This is a genomic window from Coprococcus sp. AF16-5 (genome assembly GCF_003479365.1).
Taxonomy (GTDB): domain Bacteria; phylum Bacillota; class Clostridia; order Lachnospirales; family Lachnospiraceae; genus Coprococcus; species Coprococcus aceti.
The window spans coordinates 695,857-714,755 of record NZ_QUGZ01000001.1; the positions used below are offsets into that span (position 1 = coordinate 695,857).

The 18,899-nt window shown below is 38.9% G+C and carries 23 protein-coding genes and 1 tRNA gene; 2 read left to right on the forward strand and 22 right to left on the reverse strand.

Annotated elements, in window-relative coordinates; translation table 11 throughout:
- Window positions 1-102: 102 nt before the first annotated feature.
- The 17 genes from DWW70_RS03105 to DWW70_RS03180 form a co-directional block, all read right to left on the reverse strand.
- Entirely contained in the window at window positions 103-882 is a 780-nt protein-coding gene (locus DWW70_RS03105; protein ID WP_118016642.1) for a hypothetical protein, read from the reverse strand.
- 23 nt (window positions 883-905) lie between these two features.
- Window positions 906-1,661, reverse strand: a complete 756-nt coding sequence (locus DWW70_RS03110) for a phospholipase D-like domain-containing protein (protein ID WP_118016643.1) — start codon at window positions 1,659-1,661, stop codon at window positions 906-908.
- Between the two features lie 128 nt (window positions 1,662-1,789).
- Entirely contained in the window at window positions 1,790-1,963 is a 174-nt protein-coding gene (locus DWW70_RS03115; RefSeq protein ID WP_118016644.1) for a helix-turn-helix domain-containing protein, read from the reverse strand.
- An 89-nt stretch (window positions 1,964-2,052) separates the two neighbouring features.
- Window positions 2,053-2,667 carry a recombinase family protein gene (locus DWW70_RS03120; RefSeq protein ID WP_118016645.1) on the reverse strand — a complete coding sequence of 205 codons (615 nt, stop codon included), beginning with the start codon at window positions 2,665-2,667 and terminating at the stop codon, window positions 2,053-2,055.
- Window positions 2,668-2,803: 136 nt separating this feature from the next.
- Window positions 2,804-3,103, reverse strand: coding sequence for a hypothetical protein (locus DWW70_RS03125; protein ID WP_118016646.1), 300 nt, complete (start codon window positions 3,101-3,103; stop codon window positions 2,804-2,806).
- Window positions 3,104-3,152: 49 nt separating this feature from the next.
- Window positions 3,153-4,061 (reverse strand): DUF5688 family protein, encoded by a 909-nt coding sequence (locus DWW70_RS03130; RefSeq protein ID WP_118016647.1) that lies wholly within the window; start codon window positions 4,059-4,061, stop codon window positions 3,153-3,155.
- A gap of 82 nt (window positions 4,062-4,143) precedes the next feature.
- Window positions 4,144-4,944: a recombinase RecT gene (locus DWW70_RS03135; protein ID WP_118016648.1), complete on the reverse strand. Its 801-nt coding sequence runs from the start codon at window positions 4,942-4,944 to the stop codon at window positions 4,144-4,146.
- Window positions 4,945-4,958: 14 nt separating this feature from the next.
- Window positions 4,959-5,891 carry a YqaJ viral recombinase family nuclease gene (locus DWW70_RS03140; protein ID WP_118016649.1) on the reverse strand — a complete coding sequence of 311 codons (933 nt, stop codon included), beginning with the start codon at window positions 5,889-5,891 and terminating at the stop codon, window positions 4,959-4,961.
- Complete coding sequence (locus tag DWW70_RS03145) at window positions 5,879-6,238, reverse strand: hypothetical protein (RefSeq protein ID WP_118016650.1); 360 nt, start codon at window positions 6,236-6,238, stop codon at window positions 5,879-5,881. The genes DWW70_RS03140 and DWW70_RS03145 overlap by 13 nt, the downstream gene beginning before the upstream one ends.
- Window positions 6,229-6,381, reverse strand: a complete 153-nt coding sequence (locus DWW70_RS14805; protein ID WP_158564566.1) for a hypothetical protein — start codon at window positions 6,379-6,381, stop codon at window positions 6,229-6,231. The genes DWW70_RS03145 and DWW70_RS14805 overlap by 10 nt, the downstream gene beginning before the upstream one ends.
- Window positions 6,382-6,398: 17 nt before the next feature.
- Window positions 6,399-7,325 (reverse strand): DUF932 domain-containing protein, encoded by a 927-nt coding sequence (locus tag DWW70_RS03150; RefSeq protein WP_118016651.1) that lies wholly within the window; start codon window positions 7,323-7,325, stop codon window positions 6,399-6,401.
- A 136-nt stretch (window positions 7,326-7,461) separates the two neighbouring features.
- Entirely contained in the window at window positions 7,462-7,662 is a 201-nt protein-coding gene (locus DWW70_RS03155; RefSeq protein WP_118016652.1) for a hypothetical protein, read from the reverse strand.
- A 266-nt stretch (window positions 7,663-7,928) separates the two neighbouring features.
- Window positions 7,929-8,966, reverse strand: a complete 1,038-nt coding sequence (locus DWW70_RS03160) for a hypothetical protein (RefSeq protein ID WP_118649219.1) — start codon at window positions 8,964-8,966, stop codon at window positions 7,929-7,931.
- Between the two features lie 139 nt (window positions 8,967-9,105).
- On the reverse strand, window positions 9,106-10,419 hold the full coding sequence (locus DWW70_RS03165) for a hypothetical protein (protein ID WP_118649220.1): 1,314 nt from the start codon (window positions 10,417-10,419) through the stop codon (window positions 9,106-9,108).
- 58 nt (window positions 10,420-10,477) lie between these two features.
- The gene (locus DWW70_RS03170; RefSeq protein ID WP_118649221.1) at window positions 10,478-11,020 is read right to left on the reverse strand and encodes a hypothetical protein; all 543 of its coding nucleotides are present in this window, start codon (window positions 11,018-11,020) and stop codon (window positions 10,478-10,480) included.
- Window positions 11,021-11,074: 54 nt separating this feature from the next.
- Window positions 11,075-11,290 carry a hypothetical protein gene (locus DWW70_RS03175; RefSeq protein WP_118649222.1) on the reverse strand — a complete coding sequence of 72 codons (216 nt, stop codon included), beginning with the start codon at window positions 11,288-11,290 and terminating at the stop codon, window positions 11,075-11,077.
- A gap of 62 nt (window positions 11,291-11,352) precedes the next feature.
- Entirely contained in the window at window positions 11,353-12,372 is a 1,020-nt protein-coding gene (locus tag DWW70_RS03180; protein ID WP_118649223.1) for a hypothetical protein, read from the reverse strand.
- Window positions 12,373-12,545: 173 nt separating this feature from the next.
- Between DWW70_RS03180 and DWW70_RS03185 the strand changes: the two genes are divergently transcribed.
- Window positions 12,546-12,866 carry a helix-turn-helix domain-containing protein gene (locus tag DWW70_RS03185; RefSeq protein ID WP_118649224.1) on the forward strand — a complete coding sequence of 107 codons (321 nt, stop codon included), beginning with the start codon at window positions 12,546-12,548 and terminating at the stop codon, window positions 12,864-12,866.
- Between the two features lie 258 nt (window positions 12,867-13,124).
- On the opposite strand, the gene metA is transcribed toward DWW70_RS03185, so the two are convergent.
- The 3 genes from metA to DWW70_RS03200 are packed head-to-tail and all read right to left on the reverse strand — an operon-like array spanning window position 13,125 to window position 16,845.
- Window positions 13,125-14,033, reverse strand: a complete 909-nt coding sequence (gene metA, locus DWW70_RS03190; RefSeq protein ID WP_055272755.1) for a homoserine O-acetyltransferase MetA — start codon at window positions 14,031-14,033, stop codon at window positions 13,125-13,127.
- Between the two features lie 35 nt (window positions 14,034-14,068).
- A complete protein-coding gene (gene ligA / locus DWW70_RS03195; protein ID WP_118649225.1) occupies window positions 14,069-16,105 on the reverse strand; it encodes an NAD-dependent DNA ligase LigA in 2,037 nt (678 codons plus the stop codon).
- Between the two features lie 35 nt (window positions 16,106-16,140).
- A complete protein-coding gene (locus tag DWW70_RS03200; RefSeq protein ID WP_022216102.1) occupies window positions 16,141-16,845 on the reverse strand; it encodes a pseudouridine synthase in 705 nt (234 codons plus the stop codon).
- A gap of 314 nt (window positions 16,846-17,159) precedes the next feature.
- Here DWW70_RS03200 and DWW70_RS03205 point away from each other — a divergent pair, with 314 nt between their 5' ends.
- Window positions 17,160-17,624 (forward strand): Lrp/AsnC family transcriptional regulator, encoded by a 465-nt coding sequence (locus tag DWW70_RS03205; RefSeq protein ID WP_117548788.1) that lies wholly within the window; start codon window positions 17,160-17,162, stop codon window positions 17,622-17,624.
- 48 nt (window positions 17,625-17,672) lie between these two features.
- Here the strand turns inward: DWW70_RS03205 and DWW70_RS03210 are convergent, their stop codons facing one another.
- Together DWW70_RS03210 and DWW70_RS03215 are read right to left on the reverse strand one after the other, a co-directional pair.
- Window positions 17,673-18,725, reverse strand: a complete 1,053-nt coding sequence (locus tag DWW70_RS03210; protein WP_118649226.1) for a hypothetical protein — start codon at window positions 18,723-18,725, stop codon at window positions 17,673-17,675.
- Between the two features lie 47 nt (window positions 18,726-18,772).
- Window positions 18,773-18,844, reverse strand: a tRNA-Arg gene (locus DWW70_RS03215).
- Window positions 18,845-18,899 lie beyond the last annotated feature (55 nt).

The following is an 18,899-nucleotide window of genomic DNA, read 5'->3' on the forward strand; positions in this document are numbered from 1 at the left end:
CCTGACACCGAATAATAAATAGTTTTTTCAATTATGAAATAAAACAATGAGATTGAAATAATATAAATCATCTGTCTTAAACCAAATCTATATTACTGCTATTTATTTTACCAGTTGATGAATGGCCTTTACAATCGTAAGGCCATAATCCACAAGAAAATTTTTCTGTGCTTCTGAATATGCCTTTCTCTCCTCTATTGCCTCATCTGTGCAATGTCTAAAACACTGCATTTTATTTCTATAACTCTTTACTATTGAATCATCAATGAATCCACAGCATACATTTTCGTATTCTGGTGTGCTATATTTTCCATCTTGTTTCAACAAGTTTTCGATAAGATTTGCAATCTCCGCAATTTTCTCATCTATATGCATGCTGCTAAAAGATGCCTGCCTAGTAGAAATTTCAATAAATTTTTGATTTATAGAATCGTTTACCTCAATGCTGCAATTGTTTTTCTTGAACGTCATTTCTTCTACAAATGCTCTTCTAGCAGCATAACGAATGTCTCCTTTATCATCTCTACCCAACGCTATAATTTTTCCTCCAATATCGTCACGTGTGAATTTCTCTGGTTCAACAGGAGGTCTTGCCAATATCCTAGGGAACTCTTTTATTTCATAACCTAGCATATTCAAATAATATGTTATTAAATAAAACCAACATTTATCTTCAACTGAAAAATAAAGATCTAGCTGACATAATTCTCTAAATTTAGTTATTGCATCTTCAACATCATAAATTTCAAATTGATAATTCTGGGTTTCTCTTACTCCGTAAAAAACATTATATGAATAGTTTACCTTTTTCACAAAATCCAGAAAACGATAATGATAATCTGATGCCTTCACATTACTTAAATAATACTCTCTTAAATCCATAAAAATACTCCATAAAAAAAGTTTTAGTATCTACAATTTGCATCCCTTCTCATTTTTATAAATTCTTCTGCAAATGATTTCGCTGTTTGTCTATTATGATCAACATCCCAATGCTCCTTATTATAGTTTGCAGCAGTCGTCCAATTGAAAGTTCCGTGCATTGCAACCTCCAAATCAATCACACAAAATTTCCTATGCATTATATTTTTATATTTTTCTGACATCACATCTACTCGATATACCTCAAAGTAGTCTTCCAAAACGAATGAAGGTTTATCTTTGTTGATCATGTTATTATCAATAATTATTTTTACATCCAACCCATCGTTCCTTTTTTTTAATAATTCATCGAATATTTTTTTATTGGTAAACCATGCCATTGCAATCCATATTAAAAATTTAGCCTGACGAATCTCATCAATTATTCGATTTTGTATATCATCAAAAAGTATCTCTTGGCTTATTTCTTCTGAGGCACTATTCAGTACTCCAGGCTTTAATATCAATCCCCAGTACTCGTTATCATCGTTCGGTTCATAAACCTGTCTACACAAACCATCAACAAAATTCTCATATTTTCTCAGGACTGTTAATTTATCAGGAACTACACTAATAATAATGTATTCCTTGCGATGATTAGGCAAATGATATGTAAAACCCCATTCTTTTTGAAATGAAACAGAAGCAACTTTAAGAGCCTCTATTACCTCGTCCTTATACTCATACTCACTCATCTTAGCTGTCGCTATTAATAAATCTTTATACTGCTGTTCTGTCATAACTCCCCCTCTATATCGTATATATTGCAACGTAAATGTATATAATATTATAACATCAATGTATTAACATATACAAATTCTTTGTATATGTTAATACATTTGTACAGCAGATCCCTCATATCTATTTCTCAAGATCTAAGTATAAATTCTTCTACATCTTCTCTAAATACCAGCCATCGTCCACTAACGAAGTGCCCTTCCAGAACTCCATCATGAATCATCTGCAGTATCTTTGTTCTCCCACAATGCAACACCCTCATTACATCTTTTATAGTTAATACATCAGGTTCGTTCTGTAACATATTTTCACTCCTTCCTTTGTTAATGGAATGTTCGTGTAAAAAAACAAATTACTGTCTATATGTGCTCATATTAGAATATATCTGTTCACCTATGATTTCCTATCTTCCATCTCCTTTGCCCATTTATAAAAAAGAGTTTTAGTCACCCCTAATCTCTTCATTGCCTCAACAGCTGTAATGTTCTTTGTCTTCCACAACTTCATAACATCATCATAATTTTCAGGTTTTGCAACACTATGCCTACCAAGATGCTTGCCTTTCTTTTTTGCAGCCTCTATTCCAGCTCTTTGCCTTTTCCTTATCGTAATCCTCTCCTGCTCTGCAATACTGCCAAGAACCTCTATGAGAATGTTGTTTATCATATCCCTGATCCACTCCTGTCCCTCAGGGAAATCTATCATCGTTGTTGGCAGATCAAGGATTCTCAGATCTATGCCACTATCTTTAAACCACTTTACCTCCGACAAAATATCCTGTTTGCTCCTGCTGAGTCTGTCCAAGGAAACCACATACAATGAGTCTCCCCTGCGAAGTCCCATTGGACCTTTAAGAGCCTGATACCCTTCACGTTCAAGATTCTTTCCAGACTTCTTATCTACTATAATATTCGTATCTTCTACATATTCCTTCAGTGCTATTATCTGTCTGTCAAGATTCTGCGAATTTGAACTCACACGGGCATATCCATACTTTCTGCCTGTCATAATAACCTACCTCCATATACCATGTCCTCAAAGGTGTACCTTTCAGAACACATAATAATCATCACATATATGTGTTCTGAAAGGTCAAATACCAATAAACGGACATATCCTGTAAATACAACCACCTTTTCGGACACTAGCTTGCCTTCTTCAGCTGTCTATCTATCAATTGCTCAATGAGACTCGATACTTCATCCCATGTATCCACATGTATATATTCGTCATCCAGATATATCGAATACAAGCACTTAAAAATTCCACATTTGCACTGTACCAATGCTGTTATCTGATCATCCGGCAATTCATCTACATAAATCAGATACTCATATACGCACTCTGTAAAATATATCTCATCACATACCTCATAAATATCTTTTCTCTGCTTTGAAATCATCCTGTATTTAAAGAAATCATGTTCATGTTCTATTTGCAACATGAGACGATTTTCTCTTTCAGTAAATAGCTGTCTTTTCAACGAATCACCTCTATGCTGCTATAAATATTTCTTCTGTGTTTCTGTCATATTTATATACGTGATTGGATAGAACGTCCTGAGGGAGAAGAGTTTTATTCACATCGACCACATCAGCACAAAGCTCCTGGGGACTTTTTGTTCCATCACAAATCGGCAATAACAAGCATTCATTCACACTGCTCGGAATTATATAAATATCCTTTTCCATGTAAGCTGCAAAGTCTTTTATTTTATTTTTCATCAGCAACTGGTTAGCTCCATAAATCAGATGTTTATTTGTCATAATATAATATGTTTCATCTTTCTCTGTATCTTCTTTGTAATCTGCATCATACCTATCTCTAAACAGATCCCATATGCTGATAATACACCCCTCATCACAAATCTCCATATTGATCATCGCCTGCTGATAAAGCTCCTGCTCTGTAATTTTCCATTTTGCCATTTGTGAATTGCATACTCTTGTACAGAGAATGCTGACATCCTTATTCTTATCAGAAGTCATGTCGATATAATAAATCAGAGAAAGGTCTAAAAATTCCCTATGTGGAACATTTAACAACAGTTCCCCATTTCGCTCTGTATTTATCAATCTAACACGTATTCTGGTACATGCACGGTCATAATCAGAAAGAACAGAAATATCAAAATCATCATCACCCATCTTCTCCTCATTTTTCTGTACCACCTTTCTTACAACATCTCCTATCTCCATGATCCCAATCTTATATTTCTCATAATACTTGTCTATATAAACACATGGAGACAATTGTCTATTTTCTCTGTGTATGGTAATGGCATCGAACTTAACACCGTTGTTTTTAATCTGAATAGAAGTCTGAACATTTTCATGACCATATATCCTTTCAAGTTTCCCTACTATCTCATCTATAAACTGCTCTTTATTTAATTTGACCATAGTTACATATCCTTTCCTCAAAAATAAAAAAGCCCTGCCCGGTTTACTCAACCAGACAAGGCCATGATTTGTATTTTATTGCTTACGCTACATCTAACAGCTCATTCTTGACCGTAGACATATCCAAAGATATTTCCTTCTTGATTGTTTCATCAAACGATAAAGCCCTCTGAAAATCTGTCTTTATCGGAGCATACTTTAACGCCTGCTTTATCACAGTTTTCTTAGCCATATCCTCATAATTTGATTTCCAAGGGGAATAACTGCTGTCGTACGCTTTACTATATGTCTTTGCATATAAATCCATTTCAGCCCTAGACATGACCGCCATACCATATCCGCCATTCACAGTTTTAAATATTCCATAGAAATATTTAACTTCGCCTCTGTCCGAATATGCCGGACGATGAACAAGAACCGGTTCCAACCCATACTGATATGCAAACTCATCATTTTCATACACAGTCTGAGCCTGTATCGTCTGCATCTGACCGCTTCTATATGCCAATTCAATCAATCCTTTGTATCCAATCTGGAACTGACACTCCAAGGTTCCATGATTCTTATACGGAATAAGATACGCCTGCCCAAGCGGAGTGTTTGGCTCAAGTCCTAACTGCGCCGCATTCATAAGCGCTGCCAGAAACGACATGGGAGTACACTGATTCAATGCAGGTGTGGTATTAAGTGCAGACAATGCTATACGCGTAAATCTCTCTGGGGTCATTACAGCTGGCAGTGCTTTCTTTATCTCCGGCATCATTGCCTTGACCATATCCGGTATTGTCATGCTCTTTGTAAGTTTAACTTCTTCATCCTTTTTCGCTGGGACTTTTGACGCCTGTTCAGCAAGTTCCTGCTTAAGATCTATATTATTTGCCATATACTCATCCTCCTTCATGCTGCACGTTTTATCATAAATCTTCTGCTTGCAGTGTTATTGCAATATTTGTTATACATAACCGGGTCATCTTCTTTGAACTTCTTAGCATCAAATCTGCTCTGCTCAATGTTCGACAATGAAATCTTATAATCTGCTTCAACCGCAATAGTAGCATCCTGCATTTCAATCTTGATTCTCTGATCTATCGCTGCTTTTTCCTGCTCCAGTTTCTTTATCAGTGAATCAAGTTCCATTCTTCTATCAAGAACAGCCTTATAGCCATGAAGTTCGACCTGCTTATTCCTATCACCTTTGAAGTACATCTTTGATATAGTCTCAGAACAGCTATCTGTTCCATCTGGATCAGGCATTACTCTTGCAAGCACATTATTATTCCAAAAATTCTCTTCAATCGTGATCAGATATTTAATAAGCTCTTCATCCCGATCTATTTTTCTTACAAGAAATTTCTGTCCAAATATCAAAACCGCAACATACCAGCAATCATATCCACTTACAGCGAGATAATGCTGAACCTGCATCTGATAATGTAATGGTATATTCCCATCATCCCATTTGTCAGATGAATACGGAGACACTGTCTTACACTCAAGGCCTGCTCTACTACCAACAATCAGCCTGTCAAAATCTGCAAGCATAAATGGATATCCCTCATTCTGATAAATAGCATTTGCTTTTCTAATTTTTAAGCCTGTCTCCTCAGTAAATCTCTGTGCAACATATTCTTCAAGGTCTCTTCCCTGTCTCATTGATTCATTATCTGTCTGCTCAATATCTTCAGATATCTTGTTCTGATATATCTGGAATGCTGATGAATAGGGATTCAATCCACATATAGCACCAGCATCCGTTCCCGTAATTCCTTTCTTTCTGTATCTTAGCCATTCTTCTTTTGGCAGATCCAGTGTTGAAATTAATCGTCGCATCCTATACCTCCATCATCGTAGTTCACGCTGCTCCACCATGTACATTCTTCATCCTCTTCCTGCGCTATATCATATTCTGTATTCTTCATATGCTCTCTTACCACCATGTAATAATCCTCATTCTGAGCACAGTCCTTATATATAGATTCCAAAATATTTGTGCTCTGATTTACAAGATTCATAAGCAGCATGTCCGAAAATTCATCTGCCGAAGAGATAAGTATTTCATATATACATGAACATATTTCCAACTTTGAGTTTTCCCTGGACTCTTTATCACCGTACAACTTCTTGTACTGCTGCAGCTCAGCGTAGATCTTTTTTATAAATTTATCCTTTATTCCCATACGTCATCACAATCCCAAATACCATTTCTTCCATCTATTGTATATACGCACTCCGTTTTACCTGACTTATGCCATATAAGCAGTCCTGAAACAAGTGCCATAACTGTTCCTGCAGTTATCGCTCCAATTATCTTAATATTCATAATCTACCTCCATATTTTTATGCTGCTAAAAGCTGATAAGCCTTATCTATCATAGGATTTCCTTCATATGTTTTCATGAAAAGATTTTCATTATAGTTCTTTGACCTTCTTATCGGATTAGCATGAGTAGCAAAATCTGATACCGCATTGATAAATCTATATGCGTTATTTCCAAGATGTGTAAGGTCTGGGGCATCATAATACCTCATTCTCATATCATCACGAAGCTTTTTTATATTTCTTGTAGTAACAGAACTTGAATTCTGATCTATCGGCAACAGCATTTCTATGTATTCTTTTACCTGTTGATCTGTTATCCTCTGTCTACGCATTCTCTCAAATTCATTACCAAGAGCCTCCATATATTCATCTGCCATAAACAAAGTCTGTTTTGCCTCATCAATCTTACCCTTTATATCACCTGTATGGACCATACTGAAACATCTGTTTGCGGTGCTTAATGCCAGATTCAATGTATTATTACAAACAACTCTCACTGGTGTTATTGCAACCTTCACAGCTCCCGAACCATCATGAGTATTACTAAACACAAGATATGGTGTTATTCGCTCTCCAGACATGATGTACTCCCTCGGAAGCCTTGCCAGAATCCATACTTTCTTCCCTCCCTGAAGAGATCCGGCCGTCTCGTACTTTACACCCTCTCCCAGCAGATTATCAGTAAACGCAAAAGCTTCTGTATTCTGAACAACCTTATACCTGTCTGTAACAACCCCAAGCACAGTATTATCGGACTCTCTTACATTTGCCTTATACCCATCAACCAGTCCTGAATTTGTATACAATGATTTCTGCACTACTCTCCAATCAAGTCCGGCAAGTCTTAATGCATCCTCTGATGATGGAGCCTCCTCTACTACAACACCAAGGCCATGCCATGGTTTTTCCCTTACACTAAACATCGTTTCTACATTTGCTGCCATATTATTTTTTTCTCCTTTCACCTTTGTTTTCTTCTCTATTCTTTCCATTTCTGTCTCGTAGTTCATTCCAAATAACAATCACTGTAGACAGTATCGAAATAATAATCTTCTGCATGTAACTCTTTTCTCCTTATGATTATTCCTCGTCATCATCGCTATCCAATTTCATTGCTTCATCAATGAGCCGGAGCACTTCATCATCAACACATTCAAATACCGCAAGGACATCCTCTGTGATCGGTGGGACTCCCGGACATTCCAAAAGCTGACACAGACTTCTCATTCCATTAATCAACTGACCTGCCTGTTCTAATAAATCTCTACGCTGCATTTTCACACTCTCACCCCCTTCCCGAAAATGAGCATAGAAAAAGAGAGATGAAAAACACAACTTCATCTCTCTTAAAATTAAATATGTAGTTATCTAAGACTTTCCACTGAGTACCGTTTCCTGCAGAAACACAACCACTCCGTGAAGTACAGCAAGCCCTATAGCTGCTATCGTATGCCTGTTTATATCACATCATCCTCCTTCCTGTTTTCTATGATTTATAGTTATCATATAGATGATATATAAACAGGAGGCGAAATGTTACGGATGAATTATTCACATAAAACATCTAAGCTTTGTAAAACAAAAGCCACATCCTCTGTATTTTGATTTATTTCTTCTTTATTTACCGTATTAATGCTATTTTCGCTGTCTGATTTCAAAACTAGTTTTATCTGACACATTTTATATAATAATCCTACCAACATGACAAGATTTTCGGTCAATAGCCTCTCAGATTCTGTAAACTCACTCCACTCTATCTTGCCATCTATACTTACTATCTCATTAAGAATTTTAATTCTCTTTTCGTATTCATCATTAACCTTTTTCAGGTTATTTTCAAATACCCTAGCTGATGCACACAAAGAATCAAGATAGGAAATTATTTTGTTGGACTCTTTTTCCGTCTTTTTTGCCTGTCTATATGCTTCATCCGCTTTGCCAGATAATTTTGAACCTGTAACATTGAATATGACTCCCCCTACAAGTAAACCCACACCCAATGTTGCACTTCCAAGAACTGCTGTACCAAGTGCCATGCCGCCACCTCCGGCAGCAACAGCCCCACCTCCAAGTGCTGCAAGAGTCGCATTAGTGGCAGCAACTCCACTTAACGATGCAATAGCTGTTCCAGTCGAAGCTGTTCCAAGTGCCATCACCGCTGTTGTTGTTGCTCCTGCAGCTGCAAATCCACCAGCAGTTCCGATGGCAGCTCCACCAAGTCCCCCCATCAGTATTCCTGCACCAGTAGATACTTTTTTCAATTCCTCACCCTGATATTCTGGAAGTTTTATCCCCTCTTTTTGATATGTTTTAAATACAGGACGTCCTTGAATCTTTTCGATCAAATCAGTAAATTCTCCGAAACCATGAAGTATTGCTAACTCCTTTTTACCGATTCTATCCATCATTGTAGTAGTTTCTCTATCGCTTCTCTTCAAATTTGAAATAGCATGCTTTTGTTTTTTTTCCGCCATCTTCATGGTATCATTTGCTTTCTTCATCTTGACTCCGCCACGAACACCAGAGCCAATACCTCCAATTGCTGCTGCAGCCGCTAAACCGCCAATAATTAATGGTAATGGCATAACTCTTGATCCTCCTTTACTATTTCATATACTCTGAAATTCAAATAATAACATTTCTCTCCAGTAGATACATTCTTAAAAAACAACTCTAAATAATCCAAATTTCTGCACAGGCAACCAAGTACAGAATATAAAAATGTCATTCAAACACCAAATGATTTGAACGGTGATTCATGAACTCATCAAAATCACCATCCCATGCTTTTTCTATTTCTAACTGCTTAAAAGATAAAATCAATGCCATATTAAGAGTCTCCTCATTTGATGTCTTCTCTATCAAACTACAATATTCTGTATAACTTTCAACCTCTCGCTTATATGCCTCAACATCTGTTTTTTCCAATTCTGCAAGATAAAGAAGAATTGCATCATTTACACGCTTGAATGCCTCCAATTCCTTCTGCAATACCTCTTTTATCCCCAGTCTGATACATATTTCCTTTAAAACAAGTGACACAAACCTAAACCACGCTATCAAGTTCAGTCTCGTGAACATAGCCAGGAAATTACCACCTGATCTAATTGCCGCATCGGCACCATCTATTACACACAAAGTTCCATTTCCAAGAAGAAGCATCACTCTAAGATCTGCATGTTGACTCGTAGGAATACATTCCTTAAATGGTTTTTCATATTGAAAATGTCTTCGCAGTGCCCATATGAGCCTAATGCTTAGATCCATGATAATCATAGGAACTGCCGTTGCCAAACCAAATCTAAAATCATATCCTTCCTGAAACGCTCTTGTTGCAATAACAGCTAAATCCTGTTTATCTTTTTCAACAGAAAATTTTCCAAATTTTCCAAACTGGAAGAGTTCATAAAACGGTAACGCAACACCTGCGCCTCTTCCTGTATTTCCTCTGCTACCCGAACTACCAGCTATATCAGACATAATATGTCCAAACCAGTTGGCAATTCCACTAAAAATTTTAGCAACAAAATTTTTACCTTGTAATTCAAACGTGTCAGTAGAAATAGTTATCAGCTGTCCACCAGCAGCAAATGATGAAGTTGATGTAAACTGATTCAAAATAGAAAAAAATAACCCAACTATATCTGGCGAATGTGAAAGTGACATCAAATGATGATTTCTAGTATTCATATTGAAAAGATTTCCAACATCTGCCGTATGTCTCTGATCATAATTCACTTTGAATTTCTTTTCCAAAAAACCTATTGCACTGGCAACGTTACTCTTTTGCGCATCCTTAGGGCTCCATCCAACAGCCTTCGCAAATCCTTTCACAGTTTTATCAACCTGTTCGTCTGACCATTTCTCTAGCGTACTAGTCCCTGGAGAACCCACAAGAAATATATCAATAATACCTCCGATTGCTCCACAACCTACAGCCACAAGATAATCATACTTATCACATCTATCTGAGTTCCTTAACAGTTCGATTTTATCCTGGCTATTCTTTACTAATACCTTACTTGCTTTATCCTCCATAATGCCTGCCTCATGATAAATTTTCTATACTTAAAATATCTAATTTAAATGACATACTTTATCTATTTTCAGATGTATTATCCTCAGATTCATTACCGCTATCAAATAATTTGATTATGGCATTCGCCAAATCCATCCCTTTATTAATTGTGTCCGAAATCTGCTGAACTCCATTATTCAAACTGTCAATTGAAGAATTGATGTCATTCATTTTGCTTTCAAAATTTTCACCTTCAATCCGGGAAAGACCACCTAACAATTCCAGTAATGCCTGCTTATTATATGCTTTTCCCAAAACATCCCCTGGAATAGTTCCATTATCTGCAATCTGCTTATATGTCACATTTCCTCTGTTTTCAAGCATGCCATTATCATAATACACTCTTTGAGAAGTAAATAACATTCCCTTTTTTCCGCTACCAGTTATTGTAATATCAATCAATCCCAGGACATCATCATACTGCACTGCCCCCGCATAACTTGTACATGCATTTCTAACCAGCTGTTTAGGTATATTCCCATAAGAGTATGCACTCCATCCTCCCGCTGCATTTTTGATATATTTTTTTATCAACTCTTTTTTTCTTTCTCTTTTGCTCATAATCTTTCTCCAATCTTACATATGTATATAATGCAAATTCATTTTCAAAATCATCTAAAAAAATATCATTTTTATTAGCCCAAGCAATATCAGCAATAATACAATACCAACAATTATTCCAACCACTCGTGGAACACCGATCACTATAACACCAGTTGCCACTAAGACACTTATGACAACAGCAGCAATAACGGCTAAAATAACTGATACAATAAAAAGCACTTTAAAAAATTTGAAAACAAAAGCCAATCCTTCAAGGAATCTAAACATATATGGTCTCCTCTATATTTTATTCTGTAAATAATCTACATATTGTTTTAATCATGAAATCGTTAAAATTCTAATCCAAGCAAAATGTTTAAAACATATTCAGCCTCTTCCATTCTATGTAATAGCTGCTCACACTCTACTTTCGAACGCTGTGCTATAACATCCATATCTGTACCATTCCTGCTCATTTTCAGAAGATTTATATATCTGAAATGAAAGCTCTTACAAGCCGCTACCAAAGACATTTTTTTATCCCATTTATAGTAATACTGTTCCCCTATGCGGTCTATGTCTTCTATATAATCATAAAAAGAATAAAAATCATCTGGAAGTGTAGCCTCTTCATCCCCCATGAATACTGCAACCTTCCAAAACAAATCTACATCTTTCATACATTCGCTTGCTAAAACTCCGATTCCAGAAACAAAGGTTAACTCAAAAACAAATTTGAATTCATCTGTAGAATCATTACTATCCACAAAGGAAATATATGTATTCAGGTTTTCTATTTCCTTCTCAATAAATTCTTTATATTTTTCGACTAAATCAATTTCCTCTTCTGGCAGATTATATTTTTGTAGCAATTCATTCACTTTATCTTCTAAACAAGTAATCGCATCCCATGCGTCACTACATATTGTGGACAAAACATCCGCACATTCCTGAAGTTCCTTACTAATAAGAATGATCACTCGTTCGTCATTTTCATTTTTTATATTCAGACATCTCCTATAGGCTGTCTCAGCAAAAAAATCAAATGCATCCAGTAAATTAATTTCTTCATCCCAATTCTCCGGCTGCGTTTCATCTAGAAAATCACTAATTATACTTAATGTTTCATGCACACTCTCAAAATCTTCCATTGGCATTTCCTTAAACATGTTTTCATATAATTCCCTATTTCCATTGTAAATACAAGCAATCTTTACAAGATTAAAAAATGCCTCTAAAGACATATCTACATTCTCATTATCATCATCTGTCAAAATATTATCATCCAATGAATCCCACGCAAATTTAATAAAGTCAGAATATAATTCTAGCTGCTCCTTAATCTGCAAATCAGCCTCTTTATCACTCATGTCTCTCTCCTCCGAATTTTTCATATTTAGTTAGAATTTTTTCTCGTTGTCATAATTTCTTTATTAAAAATTATAATATTTATAACAATAACAGTCAATCTCTAAAGATGTAATTTTATCTCAAAAACTTTGATAGTCTATCTCTATAAAGAATAAATAGGAGGCTTCCATATATGGCAAATACACATGAATCTTATGAGTACCCTGTTGGAGATAGATTGCGCTTTTTCCGTGAACAGAAGCAGATATCCACCAACAAACTTGCCAATCTTGCAGGGATCAGCCAAAGTTATGTTCGTGATATTGAAATGGGTAATAAAAATCCCACAATAGAAGTTCTTTTCCAATTGTGCAAAGCACTTGACATTTCATTAAGGGATTTTTTTGATGATGATAATAAGGTTCTAATCAATGATCCACTGTCAACCAGAATATATAGACTCAACTCTGTACAAAGAGAGGCATTACTCGCCTTTCTAAATACTATAGATTAAGAAATTACAACGAAAAACACAGCACTACATAGATAACTACCACTCATCTACATAGTGCTGTGTTTTAATTTTATATTTAATATCTTTCCCGACTAACGCCGTTTAAAAAACACCATCTGCATTTTGAAAAAACACCAATTAATCGCCACAAAGTCATAAAATTACAGAAAATCACATCATTTTACATACATTTATGATTTTATTGATATGTAACGCATTTGGCTTAAATCCATAGGTTTTATGCGGTCTCACCAGCTCCTACTCCCACTTATAAGGCGTGAGCTGATAAACGTAATAATTCAGCCAATTCGCATACAAAGTATTCGCGTGGCATCTCCACTTCTTCACTGGTTTCTTTTCCGGGTCGTTGTCCGGATAATAGTTCACCGGGATCTGTGGATTAAGTCCCTTGCCGAGGTCTCTGTGGTACTCCTGGTCAAGGGTCAGCACGTCGTACTCAGGGTGTCCTGTGACAAATATGTTCTTGCCGCCGTCACCGATTATGAGGTACGGGCCAGCCACATCTGACTCGGCTACGATCTCAAGGTGATCATTGTTTACAATGTCCTCCTTGGACACACCGGTATATCTTGAGTGTGGCACGTAAAATACATCGTCGAAACCGCGGACTAGCGGTGTTCTCTTGTGGAAGGTGTGATGTTCGTATATACCGGACAGCTTCTGCGGAAGGTCGAACTTCTGCACACCGTATCTGTAGTAGAGTCCCGCCTGGGCGCCCCAGCAAATGTGCATGGTCGATGTGACATTTGTCTCGGACCAGTCCATGATCTCGCGGAGTTCATCCCAGTAGTCAACATTCTCAAATTCCATCTTTTCAACAGGTGCTCCGGTTATGATGAAACCGTCCCATTTGCGGTTCTTTACGCTGTCAAAATCCTCGTAGAATCTGTCAAGGTGTCCCTTTGTCACGTTCTTGGACTCGTAGGACATGGTTCTAAGAAGCGTGATGTTCACCTGAAGTGGGGTGTTTGACAGGCTTCGCATGAGCTGCAGCTCTGTGTCCTCCTTCAGCGGCATGAGGTTGAGTATCAGAATGTCAAGGGGTCTTATGTCCTGGCTGTGCGCCCTTCCTGTTCCCATGACAAATATGTTCTCGTCCTCTAATGTTTTCTTAACCGGCAGATCATCATCTATTCTTATCGGCATCTCTATTCATTCCTTTCCATTTACTACAGTTACTCCTACTGTCCAATCAATTCTAAGAAATCCTCCTCAGATATGATAGGCACATCAAGGCTTTTCGCCTTCTTGTTCTTGGATGATGTGGAATTCACATCGTTATTTATAAGATATGAGGTCTTGGCAGATACAGAACCTGTAACCTGACCTCCTCTGCTCTCTATCAGTTCCTTGAGCTGGTTTCTGTTGTCAAAATGGGTGAGCGAACCGGTTATGACGAACACCTTGCCCGCCAGATCCTGCTCCGTATCAGATGTCTCATCCACAAACGTAAGCTCAGCCATCAACCTATCTATGATAGCACAATTCTTCCCATTTTCAAAGTATCTGACTATATCCTCTGCTATAACCTGACCGATTCCGTCTATCTCAACGTATGCTGACACATCTGCCTTCTCCATGGCATCCATATCATTTGCAAAATGCTTGGCCATGAGCTTGGCTGTCGCCTCTCCGACATTTGCAATGCCGAGACCATTGACAAGACGCCACATGTTCGTCTGTCTGGATGCGTCCACCGCAGCCACAAGCTTGTTGTACGACTTCTCGCCAAATCCCTCAAGTTCAACTATATGTTCTCTGTGAGCCGCAAGCTTATACAGATCAGGAAGCTCCTCGAGGATCTTCTCATCTATGAACTTCTCTATGGTCGCCTCTGAGAGTCCGTCTATATTCAACGCATTTCTGGACACATAGTGTGAAAATGACTTGAGTTTCTTCGCAGGGCAGAACTGGTTTGTGCAGTACAGAGTCTCAACTCCTGACGCTGCACCGCCTTCCTCCCTCACTATCTCAGTCTCTCCTCCGCATGCAGGACACGCAGCCGGTATGACCACGTTACCGCTCATGGTTAGATTCCTTGCAATCTGCGGAATGATCATATTCGCCTTGTACACTGCAATCTCATCACCTTCGCCAAGCGCCAATGACTTAAGTATGCTGACGTTGTGTATGCTGGCACGGCTGACTGTTGTTCCCTCAAGCTCCACCGGATCAAATACAGCGACCGGGTTGATGAGGCCAGTTCTTGATGGACTCCACTCCACATAGCGTAGATGGGTGATTGCCTCCTCATCCGCCCATTTGAACGCCATGGCATTTCGCGGGAACTTGGCTGTGGTTCCCAGGCTCCTTCCGTATGCCAGATCATCCAGCATGAGTACCAGACCATCCGATGGGAAGTCATTCTCCGTTATCTTCTCTGAAAATTCCCTCACCTTATCAGGGAGTGCCGCCGAGTCTGTCAGGTAGTGTTCTACCACGGTAAATCCCTGCTGTTCCAACCAGTCAAGCTGATATTTGAATGAATTGTGGAAGTCCACATCCTCACCGTCCACTAAATTAAAAGCGAAGAAATGTACATTTCTCTCTTTTGTTATCTTGTTATCGAGCTGTCTCACTGAGCCGCTGCACAGATTTCGCGGGTTCTTGTACTTAGATTCCGCATCCGTTATCTTCTCATTTATCGCATTGAAATCCGAGTATTTGATGACCGCCTCGCCTCTGATCGTCAGCTTGCCCTTGTACGGGATGTGATGAGGTACATTTGCAAATACCTTCGCATTGTTCGTGATGACCTCGCCTATCTCACCATTTCCACGGGTAACCGCTTTTATCATCTCTCCGTTCTCATATGTGAGAACAACTGTGAGTCCGTCCATCTTCCAGGATATTACGCCCTTCTGACCGCCAAGCCATGACGCAAGAGCACCTACATCCTTTGTCTTGTCAAGAGAAAGCATTGGATGCTCGTGAGCCTCCTTCGGGAGCTCACTGACGACCTCATATCCTACCTTGACCGTCGGGCTGTTGCTCATGACCATCCCGGTCTCTTTCTCCAGGGCACTCAGCTCATCGTACAGAGCATCATATTCCAGATTGCTCATGATCTCTGTATCTTCCATATAATATTTCTTTGCAGCATCGTTGAGCTGCTTTACAAGTTCTTTAATTCTGGCTATCTTGCCATTATCGTTATTGCCACTAATGTCATTATTTTCTTTAATATTTTCACTGGTATTTCTACTAATATCTTCCATACACACCCCACAAAAAATCCTATATACACTCTCTACTACATCCCCACTATCCGTCTCAGCTCTGCCTCTTCCTCGCGGCTGAGCTCCCTTAACTCTCCAGGTCTCATATTGCCAAGCTTCACGTTGCAGACCCTGACTCTCTTCAGGTTCACTACCCTGTAGCCCAATGCATCACACATTCGTCTGATCTGCCTGTTGAGACCCTGTGTCAGCACTATCATGAATGACCTGTCATCTATCTTTCGCACCTTACATTTCTTTGTCACTGTATCAAGTATAGGCACTCCTTCCGACATCTTCCTGATGAAGTCCTCTGTTATCTCACGGTTCACCCGCACTCTGTATTCCTTCTCATGGTTGTTCACCGACTTCTGGATGGCATTTGACAGGTCACCATCATTTGTCAGAAGAAGTAGACCCTGGGAGTCCTTGTCCAGCCTTCCCACGTACTGAAGTCTGATCGGATAATCTATGTGATCAAATATATTGTCTGGATCAGCCTTACTCGCTGTACAGGTAAGTCCTATCGGCTTATTATATGCCAGGATCACTGTCCTATCCTTCTGCTGAACCTTCCTGCCCATGAATGTCACCACATCCCCGGGCATGACCTTCTGACCCATGACTGCAGTCTCTCCGTTGATCGTAACCTTTCCATTCTCTATATGTGTATCCGCAGCGCGCCTTGAGCACACGCCCGCCTCGCTGAGATATTTGTTAAGTCTTATTCCATCCGCCATAATCTTTCCTCTGTTATTATTTTCCTATATTGTTAATACATATCTCACATTCTAATTTCTGGTCAGCATACACCATGTATCAGCCAGACCAAGGCCAGTAAATTCTAACCAATATGCAGAACCATCATACCATTTATTTTTCATTTTGTGAACCATTCATCACACCATGTATAACCCACAGCAAAGATTCAGTTAAATTAATTTTGTAAAAGTCCTTGATTTTTTTTATCAATTAATGTATATTTAAGCAAACGCAAAGGTGTGTTTCTTCGGAAACGCACCTTTTTTTATTTTAGGAAAAGGAAGTGCATATTATGGATAACATCGACAGAAAAATCATTCATCTTTTACAGGGCAACGCCAGAACCCCACTCAAGTATCTGGCCAGCAAAGTCTTCCTTTCTTCGCCGGCAGTTTCAGCAAGAATAGAGAGACTTGAGAAAGCAGGAATACTGACCGGATATCACGCAAGCATCAACCATGAGGCTCTCGGATATCACATCACAGCATTTATACACATGGCTCTTGATCCAAAACAGAAGCCAACCTTCTATCCATTTGTTGAAGCATGTCCAAATGTACTGGAATGCAACTGTGTGACCGGTGCGCACTCCATGCTCATGAAGGTCTGCTTTCCTAATACCATGGATCTCGACTCATTTATCGGACAGCTCCAGAGATTTGGCAGCACAGAGACACAGATAGTATTCTCCACACCGGTTCCTACCAGAGGGGTTTTGATCGACACAGATACTGTAGACTCTTCAGAGGCTATGTAACAAAATAGCTGTTCAGCAGAAAACGCAGGCATAAAGCCTGCGTTTTCTTTAATTATACATATTCTGGAACTTTCTAAATGTCTCATCCGTTCTAAGCAGATAATCATTGTTTTCTTTTACATGTTCATATATCGCCTGTATATCACCAGATGAGTTGATGGTGTTGATATACGAGCTCTCCTTGTCAGACAAAGCCGAATTGTTGATCTTGTAGCTTCCATCTGACTGTTTCGTCACATATAACGACCTTATATCGAGCGGTTCCGAGTTGACATCCTTTATCATCAGATTGGATAATTCGTACACGATATACGAATCTGCAGTATATCCGTTGGCTATATAACAGGTGGTCTTGTTGTACGCCGTTATATACTCCGCTGCTATCTCAATGCTCTTCATGTCGTCAAATTCCGACGGATCTGTGACCAGTCTCTGAAGTGTCGTCTGATCTGCCTTTGTTCTCGCCAAAAGGTAATTGTTCACTAGCTGATTTATCTCATCGATCGTACACAGCCTGTAATTTGCTCCGTCAGGTATCTCCAGTCTCACCGTATTATCTCTTCCGGTTATGTCCTCTGTGAACAGCTTATCGTTTATAAAAAATACATACACATAGACTCCGACAAGTATCAGAAATACCGCCCACAGCAAGACAAGAACGCCACCAGAGATCCCGCCATGTCTGGATCTTCTTCGGCCTTTCCGCGTCTTTGCCTTCTCTTCGGCAAAATAATCGTCATCGCCATACAGCTCTTCATCATCGAACATATCTCCGGTATCCGGTGCATCATCCATATCCTCAGGATCTTCTATGACATAATCCTCATACGGCCTTTTCTGTCTCGCCGGGGTCTCCTCAACCTCTGAAGCTCCGCCGGGCTCTGAGTTATCAGCCAGCTCCGAATCTTCACTGTCATCTAAGTCATCATCTAATCCCGAGTCTCCACTGTCATCCGATTCATCGTCTGACTCCGGATCTTCACCGTCATCTAAGTCATCATCTGTCTCTGAATCTCCACCGATCTCTGATTTCCCATCCAACTCCGGCTCTTCATTTTCTATATTCTGTTCTTCCGCTTCCAAATTCTTTTTCTTCTTCATCACTGCATATCATCCTTTTACGAAATAAATATCAGAGTATAAAAAAGCGTACCAGGGCGGAGTCGAACCGCCCGTCATGGCTCCGGAGGCCATTGCCGTATCCGATTGGCTACTGGTACACAGTTGGTATGATACTACAAAAAACTCACTTTGGCAAATAAAAAAACGTCCCCG

What these genes read in the sequence shown, in the direction of transcription:
- DWW70_RS03170 (WP_118649221.1), bottom strand. Translation starts at nt 11,020, where the DNA reads ATGAGCAAAAGAGAAAGAAAAAAAGAGTTGATAAAAAAATATATCAAA.
- DWW70_RS03105 (WP_118016642.1), bottom strand. Translation starts at nt 882, where the DNA reads ATGGATTTAAGAGAGTATTATTTAAGTAATGTGAAGGCATCAGATTAT.
- DWW70_RS03150 (WP_118016651.1), bottom strand. Translation starts at nt 7,325, where the DNA reads ATGGCAGCAAATGTAGAAACGATGTTTAGTGTAAGGGAAAAACCATGG.
- DWW70_RS03120 (WP_118016645.1), bottom strand. Translation starts at nt 2,667, where the DNA reads ATGACAGGCAGAAAGTATGGATATGCCCGTGTGAGTTCAAATTCGCAG.
- DWW70_RS03145 (WP_118016650.1), bottom strand. Translation starts at nt 6,238, where the DNA reads ATGGGAATAAAGGATAAATTTATAAAAAAGATCTACGCTGAGCTGCAG.
- DWW70_RS14805 (WP_158564566.1), bottom strand. Translation starts at nt 6,381, where the DNA reads ATGAATATTAAGATAATTGGAGCGATAACTGCAGGAACAGTTATGGCA.
- DWW70_RS03125 (WP_118016646.1), bottom strand. Translation starts at nt 3,103, where the DNA reads ATGTTGCAAATAGAACATGAACATGATTTCTTTAAATACAGGATGATT.
- DWW70_RS03110 (WP_118016643.1), bottom strand. Translation starts at nt 1,661, where the DNA reads ATGACAGAACAGCAGTATAAAGATTTATTAATAGCGACAGCTAAGATG.
- DWW70_RS03200 (WP_022216102.1), bottom strand. Translation starts at nt 16,845, where the DNA reads ATGGCGGATGGAATAAGACTTAACAAATATCTCAGCGAGGCGGGCGTG.
- DWW70_RS03210 (WP_118649226.1), bottom strand. Translation starts at nt 18,725, where the DNA reads ATGAAGAAGAAAAAGAATTTGGAAGCGGAAGAACAGAATATAGAAAAT.
- DWW70_RS03205 (WP_117548788.1), top strand. Translation starts at nt 17,160, where the DNA reads ATGGATAACATCGACAGAAAAATCATTCATCTTTTACAGGGCAACGCC.
- DWW70_RS03180 (WP_118649223.1), bottom strand. Translation starts at nt 12,372, where the DNA reads ATGAGTGATAAAGAGGCTGATTTGCAGATTAAGGAGCAGCTAGAATTA.
- ligA (WP_118649225.1), bottom strand. Translation starts at nt 16,105, where the DNA reads ATGGAAGATATTAGTAGAAATACCAGTGAAAATATTAAAGAAAATAAT.
- DWW70_RS03135 (WP_118016648.1), bottom strand. Translation starts at nt 4,944, where the DNA reads ATGGCAAATAATATAGATCTTAAGCAGGAACTTGCTGAACAGGCGTCA.
- metA (WP_055272755.1), bottom strand. Translation starts at nt 14,033, where the DNA reads ATGCCGATAAGAATAGATGATGATCTGCCGGTTAAGAAAACATTAGAG.
- DWW70_RS03160 (WP_118649219.1), bottom strand. Translation starts at nt 8,966, where the DNA reads ATGCCATTACCATTAATTATTGGCGGTTTAGCGGCTGCAGCAGCAATT.
- DWW70_RS03175 (WP_118649222.1), bottom strand. Translation starts at nt 11,290, where the DNA reads ATGTTTAGATTCCTTGAAGGATTGGCTTTTGTTTTCAAATTTTTTAAA.
- DWW70_RS03115 (WP_118016644.1), bottom strand. Translation starts at nt 1,963, where the DNA reads ATGTTACAGAACGAACCTGATGTATTAACTATAAAAGATGTAATGAGG.
- DWW70_RS03140 (WP_118016649.1), bottom strand. Translation starts at nt 5,891, where the DNA reads ATGCGACGATTAATTTCAACACTGGATCTGCCAAAAGAAGAATGGCTA.
- DWW70_RS03165 (WP_118649220.1), bottom strand. Translation starts at nt 10,419, where the DNA reads ATGGAGGATAAAGCAAGTAAGGTATTAGTAAAGAATAGCCAGGATAAA.
- DWW70_RS03130 (WP_118016647.1), bottom strand. Translation starts at nt 4,061, where the DNA reads ATGGTCAAATTAAATAAAGAGCAGTTTATAGATGAGATAGTAGGGAAA.
- DWW70_RS03185 (WP_118649224.1), top strand. Translation starts at nt 12,546, where the DNA reads ATGGCAAATACACATGAATCTTATGAGTACCCTGTTGGAGATAGATTG.